This is a genomic window from Roseobacter sp. HKCCD5988 (assembly GCF_037830355.1).
GTDB lineage: Bacteria > Pseudomonadota > Alphaproteobacteria > Rhodobacterales > Rhodobacteraceae > M30B80.
Window position 1 is genome coordinate 422957 of sequence record NZ_JBBLYJ010000002.1, and the last position, 20968, is coordinate 443924.

The 20968-nt window shown below is 56.5% G+C and carries 28 protein-coding genes, 1 tRNA gene and 1 other RNA gene; 15 read left to right on the forward strand and 15 right to left on the reverse strand.

What is annotated here, in order from left to right; translation table 11 throughout:
• Nucleotides 1–21 precede the first annotated feature (21 nt).
• Genes AAC636_RS10150 through AAC636_RS10165 form a run of 4 tightly spaced genes read right to left on the reverse strand, consistent with a single transcriptional unit; the run spans nucleotide 22 to nucleotide 2913 of the window.
• Complete coding sequence (locus AAC636_RS10150) at nucleotides 22–1029, reverse strand: endonuclease/exonuclease/phosphatase family protein (RefSeq protein WP_340301418.1); 1008 nt, start codon at nucleotides 1027–1029, stop codon at nucleotides 22–24.
• A complete protein-coding gene (locus AAC636_RS10155) occupies nucleotides 1030–1722 on the reverse strand; it encodes a molecular chaperone DjiA (RefSeq protein WP_340301419.1) in 693 nt (230 codons plus the stop codon).
• 60 nt (nucleotides 1723–1782) lie between these two features.
• Entirely contained in the window at nucleotides 1783–2262 is a 480-nt protein-coding gene (locus AAC636_RS10160) for a GNAT family N-acetyltransferase (RefSeq protein ID WP_340301420.1), read from the reverse strand.
• 33 nt (nucleotides 2263–2295) lie between these two features.
• On the reverse strand, nucleotides 2296–2913 hold the full coding sequence (locus tag AAC636_RS10165; RefSeq protein WP_340301421.1) for a VOC family protein: 618 nt from the start codon (nucleotides 2911–2913) through the stop codon (nucleotides 2296–2298).
• Between the two features lie 111 nt (nucleotides 2914–3024).
• Between AAC636_RS10165 and AAC636_RS10170 the strand changes: the two genes are divergently transcribed.
• From AAC636_RS10170 to AAC636_RS10190, 5 genes are all read left to right on the forward strand, one after another.
• A complete protein-coding gene (locus AAC636_RS10170; RefSeq protein WP_340254487.1) occupies nucleotides 3025–3618 on the forward strand; it encodes a 5-formyltetrahydrofolate cyclo-ligase in 594 nt (197 codons plus the stop codon).
• Nucleotides 3619–3628: 10 nt separating this feature from the next.
• Nucleotides 3629–4441 (forward strand): TIGR00282 family metallophosphoesterase, encoded by an 813-nt coding sequence (locus tag AAC636_RS10175; protein WP_340301422.1) that lies wholly within the window; start codon nucleotides 3629–3631, stop codon nucleotides 4439–4441.
• An 84-nt stretch (nucleotides 4442–4525) separates the two neighbouring features.
• The gene (locus AAC636_RS10180) at nucleotides 4526–6307 is read left to right on the forward strand and encodes an SLC13 family permease (protein ID WP_340301423.1); all 1782 of its coding nucleotides are present in this window, start codon (nucleotides 4526–4528) and stop codon (nucleotides 6305–6307) included.
• Between the two features lie 15 nt (nucleotides 6308–6322).
• The gene (locus AAC636_RS10185; protein ID WP_340301424.1) at nucleotides 6323–6706 is read left to right on the forward strand and encodes a hypothetical protein; all 384 of its coding nucleotides are present in this window, start codon (nucleotides 6323–6325) and stop codon (nucleotides 6704–6706) included.
• A gap of 80 nt (nucleotides 6707–6786) precedes the next feature.
• Entirely contained in the window at nucleotides 6787–7527 is a 741-nt protein-coding gene (locus AAC636_RS10190; protein ID WP_340301425.1) for a YebC/PmpR family DNA-binding transcriptional regulator, read from the forward strand.
• A gap of 60 nt (nucleotides 7528–7587) precedes the next feature.
• Here the strand turns inward: AAC636_RS10190 and AAC636_RS10195 are convergent, their stop codons facing one another.
• Nucleotides 7588–8295: an HAD hydrolase-like protein gene (locus tag AAC636_RS10195; RefSeq protein ID WP_340301426.1), complete on the reverse strand. Its 708-nt coding sequence runs from the start codon at nucleotides 8293–8295 to the stop codon at nucleotides 7588–7590.
• A 149-nt stretch (nucleotides 8296–8444) separates the two neighbouring features.
• A complete protein-coding gene (locus AAC636_RS10200) occupies nucleotides 8445–9365 on the reverse strand; it encodes a DMT family transporter (protein WP_340301427.1) in 921 nt (306 codons plus the stop codon).
• A gap of 132 nt (nucleotides 9366–9497) precedes the next feature.
• Between AAC636_RS10200 and AAC636_RS12505 the strand changes: the two genes are divergently transcribed.
• Together AAC636_RS12505 and AAC636_RS10205 are read left to right on the forward strand one after the other, a co-directional pair.
• Complete coding sequence (locus AAC636_RS12505; RefSeq protein WP_445322562.1) at nucleotides 9498–9731, forward strand: LysR family transcriptional regulator; 234 nt, start codon at nucleotides 9498–9500, stop codon at nucleotides 9729–9731.
• On the forward strand, nucleotides 9632–10354 hold the full coding sequence (locus tag AAC636_RS10205) for a LysR substrate-binding domain-containing protein (RefSeq protein WP_340301428.1): 723 nt from the start codon (nucleotides 9632–9634) through the stop codon (nucleotides 10352–10354). Before AAC636_RS12505 ends, AAC636_RS10205 begins: the two co-directional genes overlap by 100 nt.
• Before the next feature lie 7 nt (nucleotides 10355–10361).
• Here AAC636_RS10205 and rpoH read toward each other — a convergent pair whose 3' ends face one another.
• Nucleotides 10362–11255, reverse strand: coding sequence for an RNA polymerase sigma factor RpoH (gene rpoH, locus AAC636_RS10210; RefSeq protein WP_340244363.1), 894 nt, complete (start codon nucleotides 11253–11255; stop codon nucleotides 10362–10364).
• 280 nt (nucleotides 11256–11535) lie between these two features.
• Here rpoH and AAC636_RS10215 point away from each other — a divergent pair, with 280 nt between their 5' ends.
• Complete coding sequence (locus AAC636_RS10215) at nucleotides 11536–13122, forward strand: gamma-glutamyltransferase family protein (RefSeq protein WP_340301429.1); 1587 nt, start codon at nucleotides 11536–11538, stop codon at nucleotides 13120–13122.
• Here AAC636_RS10215 and AAC636_RS10220 read toward each other — a convergent pair.
• The gene (locus AAC636_RS10220; protein ID WP_340301430.1) at nucleotides 13119–14150 is read right to left on the reverse strand and encodes an RluA family pseudouridine synthase; all 1032 of its coding nucleotides are present in this window, start codon (nucleotides 14148–14150) and stop codon (nucleotides 13119–13121) included. The genes AAC636_RS10215 and AAC636_RS10220 overlap by 4 nt on opposite strands.
• Here AAC636_RS10220 and AAC636_RS10225 point away from each other — a divergent pair.
• Nucleotides 14149–14478 carry a DUF6476 family protein gene (locus AAC636_RS10225; RefSeq protein WP_340301431.1) on the forward strand — a complete coding sequence of 110 codons (330 nt, stop codon included), beginning with the start codon at nucleotides 14149–14151 and terminating at the stop codon, nucleotides 14476–14478. The two genes, AAC636_RS10220 and AAC636_RS10225, sit on opposite strands and share 2 nt — an antisense overlap.
• A gap of 21 nt (nucleotides 14479–14499) precedes the next feature.
• On the opposite strand, the gene AAC636_RS10230 is transcribed toward AAC636_RS10225, so the two are convergent.
• A tRNA-His gene (locus AAC636_RS10230) sits at nucleotides 14500–14576 on the reverse strand.
• Between the two features lie 140 nt (nucleotides 14577–14716).
• Between AAC636_RS10230 and AAC636_RS10235 the strand changes: the two genes are divergently transcribed.
• Nucleotides 14717–14905 (forward strand): DUF6324 family protein, encoded by a 189-nt coding sequence (locus tag AAC636_RS10235; RefSeq protein WP_340301432.1) that lies wholly within the window; start codon nucleotides 14717–14719, stop codon nucleotides 14903–14905.
• On the opposite strand, the gene AAC636_RS10240 is transcribed toward AAC636_RS10235, so the two are convergent.
• Entirely contained in the window at nucleotides 14906–15364 is a 459-nt protein-coding gene (locus AAC636_RS10240) for an MmcB family DNA repair protein (protein WP_445322572.1), read from the reverse strand.
• A gap of 96 nt (nucleotides 15365–15460) precedes the next feature.
• Between AAC636_RS10240 and ssrS the strand changes: the two genes are divergently transcribed.
• A non-coding RNA gene (gene ssrS, locus AAC636_RS10245) (6S RNA) lies at nucleotides 15461–15616 on the forward strand.
• Nucleotides 15617–15631: 15 nt separating this feature from the next.
• On the opposite strand, the gene AAC636_RS10250 is transcribed toward ssrS, so the two are convergent.
• From AAC636_RS10250 to AAC636_RS10260, 3 genes are all read right to left on the reverse strand, one after another.
• Nucleotides 15632–15943, reverse strand: coding sequence for a hypothetical protein (locus AAC636_RS10250; RefSeq protein ID WP_340301433.1), 312 nt, complete (start codon nucleotides 15941–15943; stop codon nucleotides 15632–15634).
• A 111-nt stretch (nucleotides 15944–16054) separates the two neighbouring features.
• A complete protein-coding gene (gene nusB / locus AAC636_RS10255) occupies nucleotides 16055–16552 on the reverse strand; it encodes a transcription antitermination factor NusB (RefSeq protein ID WP_317655558.1) in 498 nt (165 codons plus the stop codon).
• 106 nt (nucleotides 16553–16658) lie between these two features.
• Nucleotides 16659–17249, reverse strand: coding sequence for a riboflavin synthase (locus AAC636_RS10260; protein ID WP_340301434.1), 591 nt, complete (start codon nucleotides 17247–17249; stop codon nucleotides 16659–16661).
• A gap of 129 nt (nucleotides 17250–17378) precedes the next feature.
• Here AAC636_RS10260 and AAC636_RS10265 point away from each other — a divergent pair, with 129 nt between their 5' ends.
• Nucleotides 17379–17717 carry a capsular polysaccharide export protein, LipB/KpsS family gene (locus tag AAC636_RS10265; RefSeq protein WP_340301575.1) on the forward strand — a complete coding sequence of 113 codons (339 nt, stop codon included), beginning with the start codon at nucleotides 17379–17381 and terminating at the stop codon, nucleotides 17715–17717.
• Here the strand turns inward: AAC636_RS10265 and ribD are convergent.
• Together ribD and nrdR are read right to left on the reverse strand one after the other, a co-directional pair.
• Entirely contained in the window at nucleotides 17714–18823 is a 1110-nt protein-coding gene (gene ribD, locus AAC636_RS10270; RefSeq protein WP_340301435.1) for a bifunctional diaminohydroxyphosphoribosylaminopyrimidine deaminase/5-amino-6-(5-phosphoribosylamino)uracil reductase RibD, read from the reverse strand. The genes AAC636_RS10265 and ribD overlap by 4 nt on opposite strands.
• Before the next feature lie 6 nt (nucleotides 18824–18829).
• Entirely contained in the window at nucleotides 18830–19297 is a 468-nt protein-coding gene (nrdR, locus tag AAC636_RS10275) for a transcriptional regulator NrdR (RefSeq protein ID WP_317655566.1), read from the reverse strand.
• Nucleotides 19298–19573: 276 nt separating this feature from the next.
• Between nrdR and rpmB the strand changes: the two genes are divergently transcribed.
• The 3 genes from rpmB to AAC636_RS10290 are packed head-to-tail and all read left to right on the forward strand — an operon-like array spanning nucleotide 19574 to nucleotide 20920.
• Nucleotides 19574–19864, forward strand: a complete 291-nt coding sequence (gene rpmB / locus AAC636_RS10280) for a 50S ribosomal protein L28 (RefSeq protein ID WP_340254438.1) — start codon at nucleotides 19574–19576, stop codon at nucleotides 19862–19864.
• 49 nt (nucleotides 19865–19913) lie between these two features.
• On the forward strand, nucleotides 19914–20438 hold the full coding sequence (locus AAC636_RS10285; RefSeq protein WP_340301436.1) for a hypothetical protein: 525 nt from the start codon (nucleotides 19914–19916) through the stop codon (nucleotides 20436–20438).
• Nucleotides 20435–20920 carry a copper chaperone PCu(A)C gene (locus tag AAC636_RS10290; RefSeq protein ID WP_340254432.1) on the forward strand — a complete coding sequence of 162 codons (486 nt, stop codon included), beginning with the start codon at nucleotides 20435–20437 and terminating at the stop codon, nucleotides 20918–20920. Before AAC636_RS10285 ends, AAC636_RS10290 begins: the two co-directional genes overlap by 4 nt.
• Nucleotides 20921–20968 lie beyond the last annotated feature (48 nt).

Below are 20968 nucleotides of genomic sequence, written 5' to 3' on the forward strand. Positions count from 1 at the left end.
ATTTCCTCTCAGGGCACCCAGTTAAAGGTCAAGATCAACAACAACGGGGAAGTGATCGGATGCCACCAATAGCGCCGTGCGCAGATCAATATCCGCATAGCAGGCGGCATTCTCGAACGGATGCCAGATGCGCCACTGCCCCCGTTTTGCGCGTAAATCTGGGCTAACCATGATGTAATCTAGCAGCGCAGACAGATAGCGCTTTTCCTCTGGGATATAAAACCGCGCGCTGGTTTGTGTTGCCGCAGTCAGGCTTTGCAGCGCGCGCGCGGCATGCGGATCAAACAATTGTTGCGTCCGCGGCAGATCGCAGCCCAAAACAATCTCAAGCGAGGAGCGCCCAAACAGTTTTTCATATTCATCCAAACCTGGCCCGTCATTGAAATCGCCCATCACAATCAACGGATCACCTGCGGCCAAATGGTCATCAACACGGGCACGCAACCAAATCGCTTGGGCCAGTTGTTTGCGCCGATTGACAATGGCGAGGCGCATCACTTCCTCGGGGCTACGGGCCCCATGCGGGGCTTTGGATTTCACATGAACACCGATCATGCGCATTGCGCCTTTGGCGGTTGTCACCGCGACCTCAAGCGGCGGCTTGGAAAAGCCGATCACATCGGCGCGCGCATCAATATCGAGATCAATTCGGAATTTTCCGTCAAACCGCGGCGCGGCCTCGCTTGCCACGGGATCATGGCGCACATCCATCTGATCAGGATCATACAAAAGCGCAATTTGCTGTTGTGTGTCGTTATCAAACCCTTTGATAGCCTTACGGCAGCGCAGCTCAAATCGGGCTGCAAAATTTTCAAGGGTACACACTGTGTCGCGGGATTTCTTGGTGTCTGGGGCTTCGATGATCATCACCGCATCGGCATTTAGCTCGATGAACACCCGCCCCAAGGCCCGCACTTGATCCGCGCGGGTGATCTTGTAGCGCGATGACCATGTGCCATCTTCAAGCAAGCTGCCATCATCCGCAAACAGCGCATCAAACCATTCGACATTGTAGCTGGCGAGGCGCATCTATCCCCCCTGCCGGGTCTGGGATTTTACAATCTCGTCATAGGCGCGGTTGATCGCCGCCATTTTATGAGCAGCAAGATTAACCGCTTCGGGCGGCACGCCACGGGCCTGCATCTGGTCTGGGTGGTTTTCCCGCACAAGCGTGCGATAGCGGCTGCGAATGTCCTCTGCGCTGGCCTCAGGGGATATGCCCAAAATGGCAAAGGGATCTTGCGGCGCATCAGGGATGAATGTTGCGCGCAGCGCCGAAAACCGCGCAGGCGAAATTCCAAAAATCTCGGACACCCGCGCCAAAAATTCATCTTCAGCGGGGTGATAATGACCATCGGCTTGGGCGATATGAAACAGACCTGAAAGCAGATCCTCTAAAATTGGTGCGGCGGGCTCAAACATCCGTGCGATGCGGCGCGCGTAATCCTGAAATCCCGCTACATCCTCTCGCGCTAGGTTGAAAACACGCGCGGCAGCAGCGGTATCCGCCGCAGGAATATGGAACACTTGCCGAAAGGCTGCGACCTCATCACGGGTGACTTGACCATCCGCCTTGGCCATTTTTGCCCCAAGCGCGATGACTGCGATGGTAAAGGCCACACTGCGCTCGGGCGGACGGCGCAGGCGCTCGAACAGAACCGAGAGGCTTTCACCACGGGCGAGGGCGGATATGGCATCCGATATTTTGGCCCAGATCGACATGGGCCTAGCCATAGCTTGTTTGGCAGGGCTTGTCAGAGTTTTTTGGGCTTTTGCCGCCACTCAAAGATCTTTCTGCATCAAGACCAGATCGTGCCAGCGTTCAAATTTCCACCCCATGCGCGGCATCCGCCCCGTTTCGGTATATCCCATCGATTTATGAAATTTCTGCGCGATGTCATTTTCGCCACCAATACCTGCCACAAAACGCGCGATGCCTGCCTTTCGCCCCTCGTCCTCAAGCGCCAATAGGAGGCGGGGGCCAAGCCCGCGTGCGCGCGCTGATGGGGCCATCAAGATCGTGTGTTCTGCGATGAACCTATAACCATCCCCCCCGCGAAACGGGCCAAAGCGCGCGAACCCAATGACCCGCGCGCCTTCAACCATAACAAGCGCGCATTGATCGGTGAGGATATGCTCCACATCTTCAATCGCCTTGAGCGTGCTTGTGAACGTATAGGCCGTGTCACGGATCACATGGTTCCAGATCTCAAGGATCGAAGGAATATGTGCGGCACGGGCGGGACAAATTTCCGGGGTCATTTTGAAGGTGTCGATTGTTGAGAGAACCACATTTTAAAGAACCACCGTGCCAGTTTCAGTCGCAAGCGATACGGAAATCTTAGCCGCGTCTGCCTTGGCGATAGACAGGCGAGTATCCGCGAAAAGAGGCGCAAGCGCGGCCCGAAGCGCCTCTGCCTGTGGCGTTTCCAGCGCGAGCGCCTCAAGCCGCACCCCAACCTCATTCAAGCGCGTTGCAGGGTGGCCGCCCGATTGCCATTCGATCAGCGCAGGGAAAAGGCCATCAAACGGCAAAATCCCATCTTCAGGGATCGTCATGCGCCACCGCAGATCACCACGGCCCAAATTCCAGACCTTGCCCACAGGAAAGGGAATTTGCGTCAAAGCAGCGTCCAAATCTGTAACCGCGCAGACCCAAGACCGCGCCCGCGGCGCGCCAGAGAACCGATCCAAATCAAACCAACGCGGTTGCGAAGGTGCGGGAATGTCTGGGCAGGGGGTGATCAGTTCCAAATATTCAGAAGGCCCAAGCCCAATCAGGCGGTTATGAGTGCCCATATCCATATGCTGACCGCCGCCTTGAAAGGTCAGGCCATGGGCCGCAGTCAATTCTGCCTCGGCGCTAGCCAAGTCTTCTGCGGCGATTGCCACGTGATCTAATACCATCATCATCTTCAAGTCGCCTTTATGCAGGGTTATGGTCGCGCGCAAACATCCTTGCGTCTTTGCACGACCTTATGATCGTGTTGAATGAAGATTTGGGCGCAAAGGCAAGAGGCAAAAATGACAACCCCGGATGACAAGGCGCTCTTGCGCAAATCTGCCTTCGCCGCGCGTAAATTGGCCCATACCGAATTAGGGCCTGCGCCTGAAGCCGCGACCGCGCGACTTTTGGCTGAAATCGGGCCAGTAGAGGGCGCAATCATCGCCGCGTATATCCCCATTCGCACGGAAATAGACCCCCGCCCTGCAATGGCACGTTTGGGGCAGAAAAATCGCCTTTGCCTTCCCGTAATCGTGGCCAAGGATACGGCGCTGCTGTTTCGAGAATGGGCTTATGATGGCCCGTTGATCACGGGGGAATTTTGCGCAGAAATCCCGCCCGAAGGGGCAAGCCTGATCCCTGATATCGTCATTGTGCCTTTGGTTGGGTTTGACGATCATGGCCAGCGTCTTGGGTATGGGGGCGGGTTTTACGACCGCAGCCTAGAAGGTCTGCGCGCAGCAAAGCCTAATTTGCGCGCGATTGGCTTTGCCTATAGTGCCCAACGATTTGGCGGCTTGCCCGTTGAGCCAACAGATCAACCTTTGGATGTGGTCGTCACCGAAAGCGGCCTTCACCATGCTGCGCTTGCGCAAAACACCAAAGGGGACTAGGGGTTTCCCCATGAAATGCCTTTTCTTAGGAGATGTGATGGGCCGCGCGGGGCGCGCCGCCATCACCACCCATCTGCCGCGTCTGCGCGAAGACTGGAAACTTGATTTTGTTGTTGTGAATGGCGAGAACGCTACTTCGGGTATGGGCCTGTCAGGTGGGCATGCGAAAGATATTCTGGCGGCTGGGGCTGATTGCATAACTTTGGGCGATCATGCGTTTGATCAAAAGGATATGTTTGGCTATATCGAAAATGAGCCGCGCGTGATACGGCCCCTAAATATCTCGAAAGCGGCACCCGGACAGGGCGCGCGTATTTTCACAGCACCGGGTGGGCGCAAAGTATTGGTTGCGCAGGCCTTGGGTCAGGTGTTCATGAAACACCCCTATGATGATCCTTTCTCAGCCCTTGATCCAATCCTAAAGTCGCATCCCTTGGGCGGCATGGTGCAAGCGGTCATTGTGGATTTCCACGCTGAAGCGACATCAGAGAAGATGGCCATGGGCCATTACTGCAATGGCCGCGCGAGCCTTGTTGTGGGCACCCACACCCATGTGCCAACGGCAGACACGATGATCTTGTCAAATGGCACCGCCTATCAAACAGATGCGGGGATGTGCGGCGATTATGACAGCGTGATCGGGATGGATAAGGCCGAACCGCTGCGCCGTTTCTTGACCCATATCCCAAAAGAGCGTTTCAGCCCCGCCCTCGGTGAGGCGACTTTATCTGGGGTCTACATTGAAACCGATGACCGCACAGGCCGCGCCACTGTCGCGCGCGCAGTGCGGGTCGGCGGCAAGCTGTCTCAGGCAACTGCGTGAATAGGGTGCTTGCGCTCTCCTGATCAGATGGGGAAGATGGGGCTGTGGGCGGGCTGACCTTGGCCTGCACAAGCGAGGGTGCCAATGCTAGACTTGGGACTGACACCAACGGGTGAGGCGATTACAACCCTGATCATTTTGGTTGGGATGTTCATCCTATTCCTGCGCGAGACCTACCCGACCGAGGTGGTGGCAATTGGGGCCGTTGGGCTGCTCCTAATCACAGGTCTTTTGCCCTATAGTGATGGTTTGGCAGTTTTGTCGAACCCCGCACCATGGACAATTGCGGCCATGTTCATCGTCATGGGGGCTTTGGTGCGCACAGGATCGCTTGATCGGGTGACGCGTTTGGCGGAAAGCACGGCCAAAACGCATCCAAAATTGGCGGTGACGCTGTTGCTTGGTTTTGCGGCTTTGGCCTCGGCCTTTATCAACAACACGCCCATTGTGGTCATCATGATCCCGATTTTCGTGCAGGTCGCGAAAATCCTCAAACAATCTGCGTCTAAACTTTTGATCCCGCTTTCCTATGCCGCAATCATGGGGGGCACGCTGACATTGATCGGCACATCAACCAATCTTTTGGTCGATGGGGTGGCGCGCAGTCAGGGACTAGAGCCTTTTACGATTTTTGAGGTAACGCCGCTTGGCCTTGTCGTGGTCGCATGGGGGATGATTTACCTTGCCTTGATCGGCCGGCATCTGCTGCCTAATCGCGCCTCTATGGCCACGCTTTTGGGTGGCAATCGGGCCAAAATGAAATTCTTTACCGAAGTGGCCATTCCAGAAGACAGTGCGCTGATCGGTCAAAATGTCACCGAGGTCGAGCTGTTTACCCGAGACGGGGTGCGCTTGATTGACGTTTTGCGCGGGGATGCCTCGTTGCGGCGCAACATGGACGGGGTCACGCTACAGTTGGGGGATCGCGTGGTTTTGCGCACCGAGATAGCCGAACTTTTGGGGATGCAAAGCTCAAAAGACCTGCGCACGATTGATAAGCTGTCTTCGGTGGAAACCACCACTGTTGAGGTTCTGATTACACCTGGTTGCCGCATGGTGGGTCGATCTCTCGGGTCTATGCGCCTGCGGCGGCGCTATGGCGTTTACCCATTGGCGGCGCATCGGCGGAACCAAAATATCGGTCGGCAATTAGATGACTTGGTTGTGCAAGTGGGCGACACACTGTTGTTGGAGGGCGATCCCGCCGACATCCAACGCCTTGCGGCTGACATGGATATGGTCGATGTCTCAACCCCGTCCGAACGCCCCTATCGCCGCGAGAAAGCGCCAATCGCGCTGTTGGCTATGGCAGGCATCGTGGTTTTGGCCGCACTGAATTTGGCCCCTATTTTGCCCTTGGCCGTCTTAGCCATGGCCGTGGTTCTGATTGCACGCTGCATTGACGCCGAGGAAGCATTCTCGTTTGTCGAAGGACGGCTTTTGGCTTTGATTTTTGCCATGCTGGCTGTTGGCGCAGCACTTGAACACACGGGCGCCATCGAGCTGTTGGTTGGCAGTCTTGCCCCTTGGCTTGAAAATGTGCCGCCCGTGGTTCTGATTTGGACAATCTATTTCATCACAACACTTCTGACGGAACTGGTGTCCAACAACGCAATCGCCGTGATTATGGCCCCGATTGCCATCGCGCTTGGGCAGACGATGGGGGTGGATCCGCGCCCCTTGGTCGTGGCGGTGATGATTGCAGCCTCTGCCTGTTTTGCGACACCGATTGGATACCAGACCAATATGCTTGTTTACGGGCCTGGGGGCTATCGCTTTACCGACTATCTCAAAGTGGGTATCCCTTTGAATGTATCCTTAGGTGTCGTGGTCTGTTTGACCATTCCTCTGCTTTGGCCACTGTGAAAAGGATGGTTCTTCATGACACGCAGTTTTGCACTTGTGCCTTTGGTTTTTGCGCTTTGTGCTTGCGCGCTTTCCCAAGCGAACCCAAACCCTACGGACATCCGCCTGTCGCGTGGTGACCTAGAGGTGCGAATGAGTGATGGCACGACCTGCACCGCAACCGCGCCCGAAGCGGATGTGACGCTGAGGCAAGGGGCGCTTGAGGGCTGCCCTGATGGCTTTGGCTATGTGGTTGAGATTGACCCGCGCAGCAATATCTTGCGCCGCGTGGTCGAATTGGTGGTCAAATCCGTGGCACCCGAAGCCGAGCTTCCCCCGGTGGCAAGCGTGAGCATCACCGATCCGCGGGGCCAGACCTACGAATTTGTATCACCCCGCCCCGTGGCCCCCATTCGCTGATCATTCCGAAAGCCGCGCTTGCGCAATCTGGGCCGCAGGGCTAAAACCCCGCGCGAGTTTCAAACACAAGGACGCATGCCATGGCAGGCCATTCAAAATGGGCGAATATTCAGCATCGCAAAGGGCGGCAGGACAAGCTGCGCTCTAAGCTGTTTTCTAAGCTGGCAAAGGAAATCACCGTTGCCGCGAAGATGGGCGACCCCGATCCTGATAAAAACCCACGTTTGCGCCTTGCCGTGAAAGAAGCGAAGTCAAGCTCGGTGCCGAAAGACGTGATTGAGCGCGCGATCAAGAAATCGCAAGGCGGCGATGCGGAGAATTACGAAGAAATCCGCTACGAAGGCTATGGCCCCAACGGGGTTGCGGTCATCGTAGAAGCCATGACAGACAACCGCAATCGCACCGCGTCAAATGTGCGTTCGACCTTTAGCAAGAATGGCGGGAATTTGGGCGAAACAGGGTCGGTTTCCTTTATGTTCGACCGCAAAGGTCAGGTCAGCTATCCCGCCTCAGCAGGGGATTCAGATAGCGTCATGATGGCCGCGATTGAGGCCGGGGCCGAGGATGTCGAAAGCAGCGAAGATGGCCATATCATCTGGTGCGCCGACACCGACCTGTCGGATGTTTCGACCGCCCTTGAGGATCAATTGGGGGAATCGGAAAGCACCAAATTGGTCTGGCGCCCCCAGACGACAACACCGCTTGATCTTGACGGGGCACAGAAGCTGATGAAGCTGATTGATGCGCTTGAAGATGATGACGATGTGCAAACCGTCACAGCGAATTTTGAAATTCCTGACGAGATCATGGATCAACTGTGATCTGATCTGCCCGCATGAGAATGAAAAAAGGCTGGCCATGTGGCCAGCCTTTTTTGCACCTTATTCAGCGGCGTGTTGACCTTGCCTATCGGGGGCGGGCCTGACCAATTTTGTAATATCCAAAATATGCAGCAAGGGCAGATCAGCAGGAAATTCGCCCTCTTCTGCCAAACGGCTAGGAAAGCCCACCACATGGCACCCCGCATCTTGCGCGGCATAGGCCGCGGCACCGCGATCAACGATTGCCAAAACCTTGTTTGCTGGCACCTCTAGCGCCCTGATGCAGCTTTGCATGGCCTCAGGATGGGGGGCATGGCGGGTGACATCGCCACGCAGCATCACAGCGTCAAAGGAAATTCCTTCACGGGCACGGGCCGTTGCCCCCAAAAGCGCACGCACAGGCATCAAATCCGAGCGCGAGACAAAGCCAAGACCCCGCCCCCCATGGGCCGCAGCGCGCAGCACATCGCGCACACCCGAACGCAAGTGAATGTTCTGAGCCAATTTCGCTGCAAAGATTTTCTGATGGGTCGCATCAAGTGCATCGGCACGATGATCTTCGCCATGCAACGCCGCATAGGCCGCCGCCAAATGACGATGCCCCACCTCATGGGTCAGGGATGCATATATTTCCCATGACCAGAACCAATCTAACCCATGGATACGAAAGGCCGCGTTCCACGCGGCAAGGTCAAGCTCTGCACAATCGGCCAATGTGCCAAGCCCGCCAAAAATCACCGCATCATAGCCCTGCAACCAGTCAGACATTCACCGCAACTCCTTTGGTTTGACTGAAGCAGATCAACGTAAAGGAACAATGAAATGGCCGCCCTTTCTGCATTGCAGCGTGGCGGGCTGGTGCGCGCTTGTGCAAAAAACAAGCGCGATGCCCAAGAAACAGGCAATCCAAAATTCACCTACTTTGTTTGCGGCACCGCTGGCGTGATTTGACGGCGATTTAAAACCGCTTCGCGCCATGTGATAAAGGAAATCGAGCCTATGATAATCGCCCCACCGAAAATCACATAGGGGTCAACCGCCTCGCCAAACACGACCGCCCCCATCGTGGTCGCCCATACCAGTTGAAGGAAGGTCACAGGCTGCGTCACAGTTAAAGGTGCAGCCGCAAAGGCCAAAGTCATAGTGTAATGTCCTGCCGTGGCGAAACAGGCCACAAGGAACAGCCAGAAAATCTGTTCCCACGTGGGTGTGATCCAAACTGCAAAAGCAAAGGGGGCAAGACCGATGGTCACTGTGACCGACAGCATCCCAACCACCACTGCCGCATCCACCCGATCTGCCATGATCTTGGCGACCAAATAGCCGCCTGCGAAAAACAGGGCTGTGAAAATCATCGCGAAATGCCCCATCGATAATTCGCGAAAGCCTGGGCGCAAGATCACAAGAGCCCCAACAAAGGCCAAAAGCACCGCAAGCGCGCGGCGCAGCGCCATACGTTCGCCCAAGAAGAGGACAGCCATAACAGTGACATAAACAGGGTTCAGATAGTTCATCGCCGTCACTTCAGCGATGGGGATTTGCGTCATCGCATAGAACCAACAAATCACGCCCAAACTGTGCAACACGCCCCGCAAAGAAAACAGCGCCAGATCCCCCCGCGTCAGGCGCGCGCGCAAAATGGGGCGGATCATCGGGATCAAGAAACCCAACCCTAAAATATAGCGCAAAAAGGCGGATTGTGCGGGCGGGACATCACTGCCAACATGTTTGACCAAGGCCGTCACTAGAACGAAACAGAGGCCCGTCAACAGCATACACGCCATCCCAATCACGGGGCGCGTGGATGTTTCGTTTTTGAGGCGTGGGGTGGTCGTCATAGGGCGAATGATGCGCCAATCTCAAAAAACCACAAGCCGCAAAATCCCGTGGGCGTGACGCGATGAAAGTCTTGATTTCCCTTCGCATTATTTATAATTATTCCTAATAATTATAAATAATGCAGGTTTGCCATGTTGGATTATGCTGCGCTTGCCGATTTTGCTGCTGTCTTGCGGACTGGGTCTTTTGACGCGGTCGCACAAATCTTGGGCGTCACGCAATCGGCTGTGTCACAGCGCGTCAAAGCATTGGAGGAACGGCTTAGGTGCAATTTGGTGCAACGCACCCGCCCGGCCGCCCAACCGAAGCGGGCCAAAGGATGCTGCGCCACATTGACGATGTTACCCTTATGGAAGCTCAGCTGATCAAAGATTTGGGCCTGCTTGCGCCCAATATCAGCGCGCATTTCCGCATCGCCGCCCCAAGCGAGGCGATTAATGGCCTGCTCCCGCGGGCTTTGGGACGCGCGCAAATGCAAAATTTTGAAATCGTGCAGCGCAATTCTGACGATGTGTTGGATTCATTACGGCGCGGCGAGGTGAATGCAGGGATCACAAGCCGCCCTTTGTCGATTTCGGATGTGGCAAGCTACAGGTTGCCCCCGATGGAAATTGTCGCCTGCGCAAGCCCTGCAATGGTGTGCAATTATCCAGAGGCAGCCATCCTAAAGGCCCCCCGTCTGGTCACCGCGCCAAAATCCTCTCTGCCCGATATTTGGGCCAAGGCGCATTTTGGCAATAAGCATGATGCGTTTGGCCCTGCGCGGATCATGCCCTCGCTCGGGGATTGCGTGATTGGCGCACAATCGGGGCTTGGATGGGTCGCGGCCCCGCATGACATGCTAAAAGGCCCCCTTGAAACCGGCAGTTTGGTGCAAATAGGCAGCGGCAGAGCGCGGGCCGAAAAGGCGTTTTACTGGCATCTTCAACAGCGACTTGAAGAGGCCTTTACCCCCCTCATCACAGCTTTGAACGCAGAACCCGCCTGAACGCAGGTTAGGCGGGAATGATCCCGCCCTCTACGGCCAGTTCACGCATTTTCTTTTGCAGCTTTTCAAAGGCACGCACCTCAATCTGGCGCACACGTTCGCGGCTGACATTGTATTTTCCAGACAGTTCCTCAAGGGTGACAGGCACATCTTGTAAGCGGCGCTGCGCGAGAATCTCACGCTCGCGCTCATTCAAAACTTCCATGGCCTGCTCCATCAAGGCCATACGGCTTTGATACTCATCCCGCTCGGCGTAATCTTCGGCTTGGTTAGCATCCTCGTCTTCAAGCCAGTCTTGCCATTGCGTGGCACCCTCGCCATCGCTGCCAATCACCGCATTTAGCGAGGCATCCCCGCCCGACAGGCGGCGGTTCATTGAGATCACTTCATCCTCAGTCACACCCAAATCTGTGGCGATTTTGGCGACATTCTCGGGGCGCAAATCGCCCTCCTCCAACACGCCGATCCGCGCCTTCGCCTTGCGCAAATTGAAGAACAGCTTTTTCTGTGCCGATGTCGTCCCAAGTTTTACAAGGCTCCAAGAGCGCAGGATGTATTCTTGGATCGCAGCGCGGATCCACCACATCGCGTAGGTGGCGAGACGAAACCCTTTTTCGGGATCAAAGCGTTTGACGGCCTGCATCAGGCCGACATTGGCCTCAGAGATCACCTCGGCCTGCGGCAAGCCATACCCACGATACCCCATCGCAATTTTAGCCGCCAAACGCAGATGCGATGTGACCAATTGATGGGCGGCTTCGGTATCTTGATCTTCCGCCCAACGCTTGGCCAACATGTATTCTTGTTCGGGCTCAAGCAGAGGGAATTTGCGAATTTCCTGCAAATAGCGGTTCAACCCCTGTTCGGGGGAAGGTGCTGGAAGATTTGCATAGCTGCTCATAAGCATGTGATCCCTGATGTTCGTCTTAATTTGCACGATTTTTTTACGAAACCGTGAATGTAACGATGATTAACTTCACCTCAGATGGGAATTTTTATCCCCCATTCAAGGGGAAGCGTGCAGAAAGACCCTAGGCCTACCCCCGCAACGAGCAGCAAACAAGGCATACTGCCATTTTTTATAGCAAAGCTCACGCGGATATGATCGCAATGCGCCCCACCCCTTGTCACGAGGCAGCCGCGACATAAGCTAAGGCTCAACGCGTGACGAGGGACAAACCATGCTTAACACCACACAAGGATTTCGGGGCGCCGTGACAGCCCCCCATCATTTGGCCGCACAGGCAGGTCAGGATATTCTCGCCGAGGGCGGCAGCGCCGTTGAAGCGATGGTGGCCATGGCCGCAACAATCGCCGTGACCTATCCGCATATGAACGGGATCGGCGGCGATGGGTTTTGGCTGATCAAACGCAAGGATGCCCCCGTGCAGGCGATTTTTGCTGGGGGCCACTCTGCTGCGTTGGCAAGCCAAGCGTGGTATGAGGCGGCAGGTTTCACCGATGCAATCCCCACCCGCGGCGCTAAGGCCGCGTTGACTGTTCCAGGATCAGTGGATGGGTGGCGCGCCGCGCTCGAAGCCGCTCCAAGCGCCACCCCCCTGCCCCTGTCGCGCCTTCTTGAGCATGCGATCTATCACGCAGAAGCAGGCTTTCCTGTCAGCAACAACCAATCCCAGTGCATCGCAGATAAGATTGACGGGCTGAAAGATGTGCCTGGATTTGCGGATACCTATCTGTTTGGCGGCGCAATCCCTGTTGCAGGTGCGCGGTTTACACAACCTGCTTTGGCGGCAACGCTGCGCCAGATCGCGCAAAAGGGCATTGCAGATTATTATCACGGCGATTTGGCCAAAACCCACGCGGCCTTTCTTGAGGCTCAAGGCAGCCCTTTGCGTCTTGAAGATTTCACCGCATATAGCGCCCGTGCTGTGACACCGCTGTCGGTCAAGACATCAAAAGCCATGCTTTACAACATGATCCCACCCACCCAAGGGATGTCATCACTGATGATTTTGGGGATTTATGATCGCATCCAAACATGGGCCAAAGAAGGGGTCGCGCCTATTCACGCCCTGATCGAAGCCACGAAGCAGGCCTTTATTCTGCGCAATCGTGAATTGGGTGACCTCAGCGCCATGCGGCAACCGCCCGAGACGTTCTTACAAGATCAGGTGCTAGACGATCTGGCAGGGCAAATTGACCACAAGCGCGCATTGCCATGGCCCTATGAGCCTAAGAACGGTGATACAATCTGGATGGGGGCCAGCGATGCTGAAGGCACATCTGTGAGCTTCATCCAAAGCGTCTACTGGGAATTTGGATCAGGCCTGACCTGCCCCGACACGGGCGTGTTTTTCCAAAACCGTGGTGCAGGCTTTGGCATGGGCGATGGCCCGAACCAAATCGCGCCGCGCAAAGTGCCATTCCATACCCTCAACCCCGCAATGGCCGTGTTCGAAAACGGGCGGGTCATGGCCTATGGCACGATGGGCGGCGAAGGGCAGCCACAAACCCAAGCGGCGATTTTTGCGCGCTATGCCTATCTGGGTCAGGAGTTGCAGCAGGCGGTTACCGCGCCGCGATGGCTGTTGGGGCGAACATGGGGCGATGCAACGACCTCTCTGAAACTCGAGGCGCGGTTTGACCCTGACTGGATCACGGCCCTCTCCGATATGGGGCATGAGACAGAAATCTTACCCGATTACAGCGATTTGGTTGGTCATGCGGGCGCTGTTGTCACCCATGTGGACGGCCTGGTTGAGGCCGCGACCGACCCCCGCGCAAATGGTTTGGCCTTGGCGCGCTAAGCTAAGGTTGCCTCAAGGCGGGTGACGAGGGTTGCCATATCCTCGGGCAAACCCGCCTCAAAGCGCATCCATTCGCTACTGGCAGGGTGTGCAAAGCCAAGCGAGGCAGCGTGCAGCGCCTGACGCGGAAATTGGTTCACGGCACCCGCAAGCTCGGGCCCAAACAGCTTCTCCGAAACCCTACGCCGCCCGCCATAGACGGGGTCCCCCACAAGCGCGTGACCTGCATGGGAAAGATGCACGCGAATTTGATGCGTGCGACCCGTCTCTAGCCTGCATTCAATCAAGGCCAAGGCATCGTGATAGCTTTGCAAGGGTTTGACCCGCGTCACGGCGTGACGCCCCCCTTGGAACAGAACCGCTTGACGTTGACGGTCAGTTTTATGGCGCGCCAATTGGGTGGTGATTTTTAGGATATTACCATCCTCAAAACTTGTGCCACGCACACCGCGCAGGCGAGGATCAGCGGGGTCAGGGCTGCCATGGCATAGCGCGATGTAATGACGCTCGGCACTATGGGCGGCGAATTGGTCGGCCAGCCCATGATGCGCACGATCTGATTTCGCAATGACCAGAAGGCCCGATGTGTCCTTATCGATGCGATGCACGATGCCTGGCCGCTTTTCGCCGCCCACCCCAGATAAATTGCCGCCAAAATGATGCAGCAGCGCATTCACAAGCGTATGGTCAGGACTGCCTGGTGCGGGGTGGACAACCAAACCTGCGGGCTTATTCACCACAATCAGATCGTCATCCTCGTAGCAAATATCAAGCGGGATATCCTGAGGACGGGTTTCCACCTCTGATGCCTCGGCCACGCGAATGGTGACCTGATCGCCCTCAACAACACGCGCGCGGGCGTCTGTGATTATTGCGCCATTGATCGCGACATCCCCCGCCACAATCAACCGAGCAAGGCGGGATCGGCTGAGCGCGGCTTCTTCTGGCACATCGCGGCCAAGTGCCTTATCAAGACGAGGTGCAGGCTCTGGCCCAATCTGGAAACTAATGATGCGGAGTTCCGCCATGAACACGCCTTCCTCAGGTGACGATCCCCAATCTGCCGCGCTGCCATCCCATTTGGTCTGGCTGCAGCGTATGGTTTGGGTTTTGACCCTTGTGATGATCTTGGGCCTGATAACGGTGGTTTCGGTTTTTGTCACCCGTTTCCCCAAGCCCGCGCAAAATGAAATCGCCCTTCCAACCGACCTTACCTTGCCCGAAGGGATCACAGCAACGGCCGTGACCTTTGGCGATGGGTGGATTGCGGTGGTCGATCAAGGCGCGCAGATCATTGTGTTTGACGCGACCACCATGGCCGAAATCGGACGGCTGGAAATCACAAACGCGCAGTAACGACAGACTGGGAGAGAGATATGGTACCGCCTCCCCGGCTTGAACGGGGGACCTCTGGATCCACAATCCAGCGCTCTAACCAACTGAGCTAAGGCGGCACTGTCGGCGGAAATAGCCCCCTCGCGCCGCGATTGCAAGGGGTGGATGACGCGGATATTGTCATTCATGGCGCAAAGGATTAGGGCCTTTGCCGCAAGGGGCAATGCATCCGTGCCTTTTGCCATCTGGAGAGGAAGAGATGAGTATCAATAGCGACAGCGATATCGCCGCGAATCTACAGATCGGGCCAACAAGCCTTGGGATGGTGCGCATCTATGTCGAGGCCGAAGGTGTCGACCTTCCGCTTGATTTCGATCCTGACGAGGCAGATGAGATCGCCGAAGAATTGCACCTCGCCGCCGAAGCCGCACGCAAATCGCGCAAATAATCAATAACGCCCCATCGGGTCGCGCATCCGCGCCAAGCGCCGCGCGGCAGTCTGCGCCAAATCATGCGTGATCTTTTTGCGCCGCGCGGGGGCCAGTTTCACCTCTGACCCCATGCGGATCACTTCGGCATCGTAATAGTCCGCAAAGATCAGCCCAGTATCCTCGGGCAGAATTCCGGTTGGGAAATCGGCATCAACCGCCCAGAAATAGCGGTCACACCATTCGAGGTAGCCATCCCATTTGCCGTCACTGCGAAAATCAGCCACGCCTGATTTGCACTCGATAATCCAAATTTCACCTTTGGGCCCAAGTGCGATGACATCAACGCGCTTGCCCCGTTTGGGGCAAAACTCCTCCAATGTGGTGAAACCAAGCCGCGCGAAATGTCGACACACCCCCCGTGCAAGACGTTGGCCTGCGGTCATTAAATCGGACGGGTGCGGATCAGAGGCAGTCATAGCCATATGATTGGAACAAACACGGAACAAAAGCAAGGCTTGGGTTGATCCCGCCCCACTTGTCGAAAGCAACGGAAAGACCTAAGTGAAGCGGTGACGGTTCTGCGCCATTCGTACCTGTGGCAACATTCCGGTGGCCTTAATCATTTCCGAGGGAGCTGGCTCTGTCACGGCCCTGGTCGCGTTACCTGGCACCCACCTGTATATGCAGGCTCTCGGGAATTACGCCTCTACGGTGGATGCGGTTCCGTCACCTCAGCCGTAAAATCAGCCGCGCTTATCCTCACGGATACGAACGGGAATTGGCTGCATCTCGGAGGTAAAGGCCCGATCACGGCGACCCTGATCGCCTTTGTCATCATCGGATAGGGTCATAATGCGATACCCGATTTGCGCCGAACCGAAGGTGATGGTGCAAAAGATATAGAGCATTACAACGGCAAGAACCCCATCGGCGCTGTTCAGAACCAAATGACGCAGATTGGCAAGGTTGAACCCCAACAGCATCGCAACAAAGGCAAAGGCAATCACGGCACCAATAGCCGCATGGCGTAGAATGAAACGGATATGTTCTGGCATCTCGCACCTCCCTTTGCAGGATAATTTGGGAATCCCTAAAAAGAGGTTAGCGCAAAGAAACGCCAGTGCAACTGCGATTCCTGCGACAGATCGGTCGCATGGCTTTGGCGGTTAAAACGCTTCGGGGCGTGCTTCGCGGGCGATATGATCTAGCACGGCGTTCACGAATTTTGGTTCGCGCCCTTCGGGAAAGAACGCCCGCGCAATATCAACAAACTCGGTGATGATGACCTTAGGCGGTGTATCAGACCCAACCAATTCCGCCCCAGCCGCGCGAAACAAAGCGCGCAAGGTGGGATCAATGCGGTCAATCGGCCATTTTGCAACCAAGGCACGATCGGTCATTTGGTCGATCTTGGCCTGACGCGCCACAGCATCCTCAAGAAGCTGGGTGAAGAGGTCGATATTGCCCTCAGCCATTTCTTCGCCATCGAGAACCGCACCAAAGCGATGCGCCTCGAATTCGCGGCGCACGGCGTCCACGCTTTGGCCAGAATGCTCCATCTGGAATAGGGCTTGCACCGCGTATAGACGGGCTGCCGATTTCATCTGCCGCGCATTTTGTGGGGCAGTCTCTCGGCTGGGGGTGTCATCTGACGGGGTGCTCATCGGGCTTGTATCAATCCTTGGGGCGCAGCATCTCGCGCGCGCATCATCTGTCATAAGTCGCGCCGCATCTAAGGTGCTTCGCGCGGCGCGTCAACGCAGAGAGGTGTTAAGCTTTCCAATCCTGCAATCGGGCGACATAGCGCGCGAGCATATCAATCTCGATATTGAGGCACGCGCCCACCGCCATTGCCCCCCAAGTAGTGACGGATTTCGTGTGGGGGATCACATTCACGCCGAACACATCGCCTTCCACTTCGTTCACCGTCAACGATGTGCCATTCAGCGCGACCGATCCTTTTGGCGCGATAAATCCGGCCAGATCGCGTGGCGCGCGAAATCGCATACGGGTGGATTGGCCTTCGTCATACATTTCAATCAATTCAGCCACGCCATCCACATGGCCCGAAACGATATGCCCCCCCATCTCATCACCCAAGCGCAAGGCCCGCTCAAGGTTGATGTGATGCCCCTCGACCCAGTCCGCAATCGTGGTTTTCGACACGGTCTCGGCCGAGATATCGACCGCGAACCAATCCTCACCCAATGAAACAACCGTCAAACAAACGCCGTCACAGGAAATCGAAGCCCCGATATCAATGCGTGTCGTGTCATAATGTGTAGAAATGCGCGCCCGCAAATCCCCGCGCGGCTCTAATGCCGTGACCGTTCCGATATCTGTGATGATGCCAGTGAACATCGGCCCGCCTTTCGTTTGAGACCCTCTTTGCCCCTCTGCCTAGCGCCGCCCCTGCCTTAGGGCAAGAGCGTGCCCCAAAAGCTGCGCCAAATTTGTGCCACAATTTAGCCCTACTGCAACCCCACCAAGCTGCTCGCCGAAATTGACCGGGTTATGACCATCTCCTCAACTTATGGGTTCGAGGCGCTTCTGCGGGGGGTTCCCGTGACCACAACAGGCGTGCCCTTTTATGCGGGATGGGGGCTAACGGATGATCTTTTACCACGACCTGAGCGGCGCAAAGGGATGCAGCCTGATCTTCTTTCGCTGACCTGTACCGCGCTCATCGCCTATCCGCGATATTATGATCCGATCACCAATAGCCCCTGTAGCATTGAGGTGGCGCTTGCCTGTCTCAAAGATCCACAACGGCGCAGCCGCATTCTGGCGGCCATGGATCGCCTAAATCGTCTGCGCAAGGCGTTTTAGACGCGCGACCATTGGCTGAGAATATCCGCCCCAACCGCACGATGCGTAAGGCGCGAGAACCGTGGTGCAGCGGCAAGTTCGGAAATCCCTAAAGCACCAAGCGCGGGCTTCCCCTCGGCACCAATCAGGCTGCCTGCGGAAAATACACTGAGACGATCCACCAAATCCGCCGATAATAGACCTGCGGCCAAAGCCCCCCCGCCCTCGCAGAAAACGGAGGTCAGACCTGCATCCCCCAACGCCTGCAATGCGGCGTTCAACTCAAGATGCCCCCCTTGGGACTGGGCTAGCGAGATCAAATGCGCCCCTGCCTCGCCCCAATAGGCACAGGCCTCATGCGGGGCGTCTTGGCCATGGACAAGCCAAAGCGGCGCCTTCGCGATAGAGGCTTGCAAGCTCCCCCCACGCGGCAAATCTAACCTGCGCGAAAGGATGACGCGCAACGGCTGATGCGGGCTGCCAATATCGCGCAAGGTGAGGTCAGGGTCATCGGCCCGCGCTGTGGCAGCACCGATCATCACAGCATCATGGCAGCCACGCATGACATGGGTCATACGCCGCGCCTCAGGGCCCGTGATCCAGCGGCTTTCGCCACTGGCCGTTGCGATGCGGCCATCAAGCGTTGTTGCCAGTTTCAAATGCACCAAGGGCCTACCGCGTGTCACACGCATGAAAAATCCTGCATGGGCCTGCGCAGCTTCGGGCGCGGCAATATCGGTCGTCACAGATATACCCGCGTCACGCAGCCGCGCGATGCCCTGCCCCGCGGTGCGCGGGTCGGGATCATCTTGGGCGATGACCACACGGGCCACCCCTGCCTCGATCAAGGCCATGCTGCAAGGCGGGGTTTGGCCGTGATGATTGCACGGCTCAAGCGTAACATAGGCAGTCGCCCCCCGCGCGCCCTCCCCCGCTTGTGCCAAGGCTTGCGTTTCGGCATGTGGCCGACCCGAAGGTGCGGTCACGCCCCGCCCGATGACCAAGCCATCTTTAACAATCAAACAGCCAACAGGAGGGTTTGGCCAAGTGCGACCTTGCCCGCGCTGTCCGAGTGTCAGCGCGGCCCGCATGAAGCGTAAATCTTCTTCCTGCGATGCCGCGATCATTGCGGCTTACCCCTCAGGGGGGATCGGCGGGCGCAATTCAGCAACGAAATCTTCGAAATCATCCGCAGCTTGGAAGTTCTTATACACGCTCGCAAAGCGCACATAGGCGACTGTATCAATCCGCGCGAGGCTTTCCATCACGATCTCACCGATGGTTTTCGATGGAATATCCGTGTCGCCGATGCTTTCCAAACGCCGTACAATGCCAGAGATCATTTGATCAATCCGCTCAGGCTCGACCGGACGCTTCTGCATAGAAATACGAATGGAGCGTTCAAGCTTATCGCGGTCGAAATCTTCGCGCTTACCATTGGTTTTCACGACCACCAAATCGCGCAGTTGCACCCTTTCATAAGTGGTGAACCGTCCCCCACAGCCTGGGCAGAGCCTACGGCGGCGGATGGCGACATGGTCTTCGGCGGGGCGGCTGTCTTTGACTTGGGTGTCAACATTTCCGCAAAAGGGGCAACGCATGGTGGTTCCTTATCCCTGCTCAATATCCTGCATCTGGATGTTAGTTATCCACAGCCAGTCTAGGGGAATCAATAGCGATTGGGTAGCGGCAGGTTCAAACTACTGCATTTTGCGACAAAAATACGCTTTCCACGATCTCGGACGGATGCAGAAATCTTGCCGATGAATCGCTTGACACCTGCGGCGAAGGCCCGTATCCCCTCGCGAGATTAAGGGGCGTGGAGCCTTCCGCGCCCTTTTATAGTTACACACTGTTCTTATGACGAGGATGATCCAATGTCACGCGTCTGCGAATTGACTGGCAAGGGGCCGATGTCTGGCAACAATGTCAGCCATGCCAACAACAAAACCAAGCGCCGCTTCCTGCCAAACCTGACGGAAGTGAATTTGGGCTCTGAAATTCTTGATCGCAGCTTCAAACTGCGTATTTCCAACTCTGCTTTGCGCACCGTAGATGCGCGCGGCGGTTTGGATGCTGTTCTTCTGCGCGCGAAGGATGACGTCTTGTCGCCCCGCGCCTTGAAGATCAAGCGCGAGATTGCCAAAGCGCAAGCTGCGCAAGCCTAATCATCGCTTATCGAGATCCTGACCTTCGCGGGTGAGGATGCTGCAAGAAATGCCCCCGACCCTTGGTTGCGGGGTGTTTCGTTTTATGCGGCAGCGCGACACCATCGCGCAGGGCCAGACATTATCTTTTGTGGTTTTGATTGGCGCCATGACACGCAAGGCTTCCAATTGGCTGATGACAGCGCTGATTGCGCTGATGGTGCTAACGAGCAGCGCCCACGCCATGGCGCGCGGTCAAATGGTTTGGGGCGACTTAACCACATTATGCCTCGGGGCCGAGCAGGTCTGGATCGTTACCGATGCGCAGGGCTTGCCACTTCTGGATCAAAACGGGGCGCCTGTCGCGCACAAACACGCCTGCCTTGATTGCCATCTGGCCCATGCTGCCCCGCTGATCCTAAGCCCCGCTTGGCAGGCGAATGCAAGCTATCATAAATTTGACCAGACACGTGAAGCCCCTACCCTAATTGGGGCCTCTCTCCCCCGCCACAAACAGGCCCGAGCCCCCCATCCTTCTGTGAGTTCAACCCTATTTGAATTTCAACACAGATCTGGATGGAGATATCCAAAATGAAAAAACAGTTTTTCGTCGCGGCAGCCCTCTGCGCGCTGCCCTCTTTTGCGTTGGCCGATATGGTCGTCAGCGATGCCTATGCCCGCAGCACAGGCCCCTCGGCCCCCACAGGTGCGGCCTTTATGCAAATCACCAACGACACGGGCCAAGATGACGTCATCACAGGCGTGATGTCAGATGCGGCTGCCAAAGTTGAACTACACACTCATATCGCCGATGGGGATGGGGTGATGCGTATGGTGCATGTCGAAGCGGGGTTTCCCATTGCAGCAGGCGAAACTATCTTGCTTGAACGTGGCGGCAAGCACGTGATGTTCATGGGGCTGAATGCACCGATGGAAAATGGCGCTGAGATCGAAGTGACGTTCACGTTCGAGACGGCAAGCCCGCTGACAGTGACCATCCCCGTTGATCTTGATCGCATGCCCGAAGGCCATTCCATGAGCGGCCATGGGTCGATGGGCGAAGGCCATAACAACTGATCCCGCAAACCCGCGCAGGCAGGGCATGTGCTTGCGCGGGTTTATCAT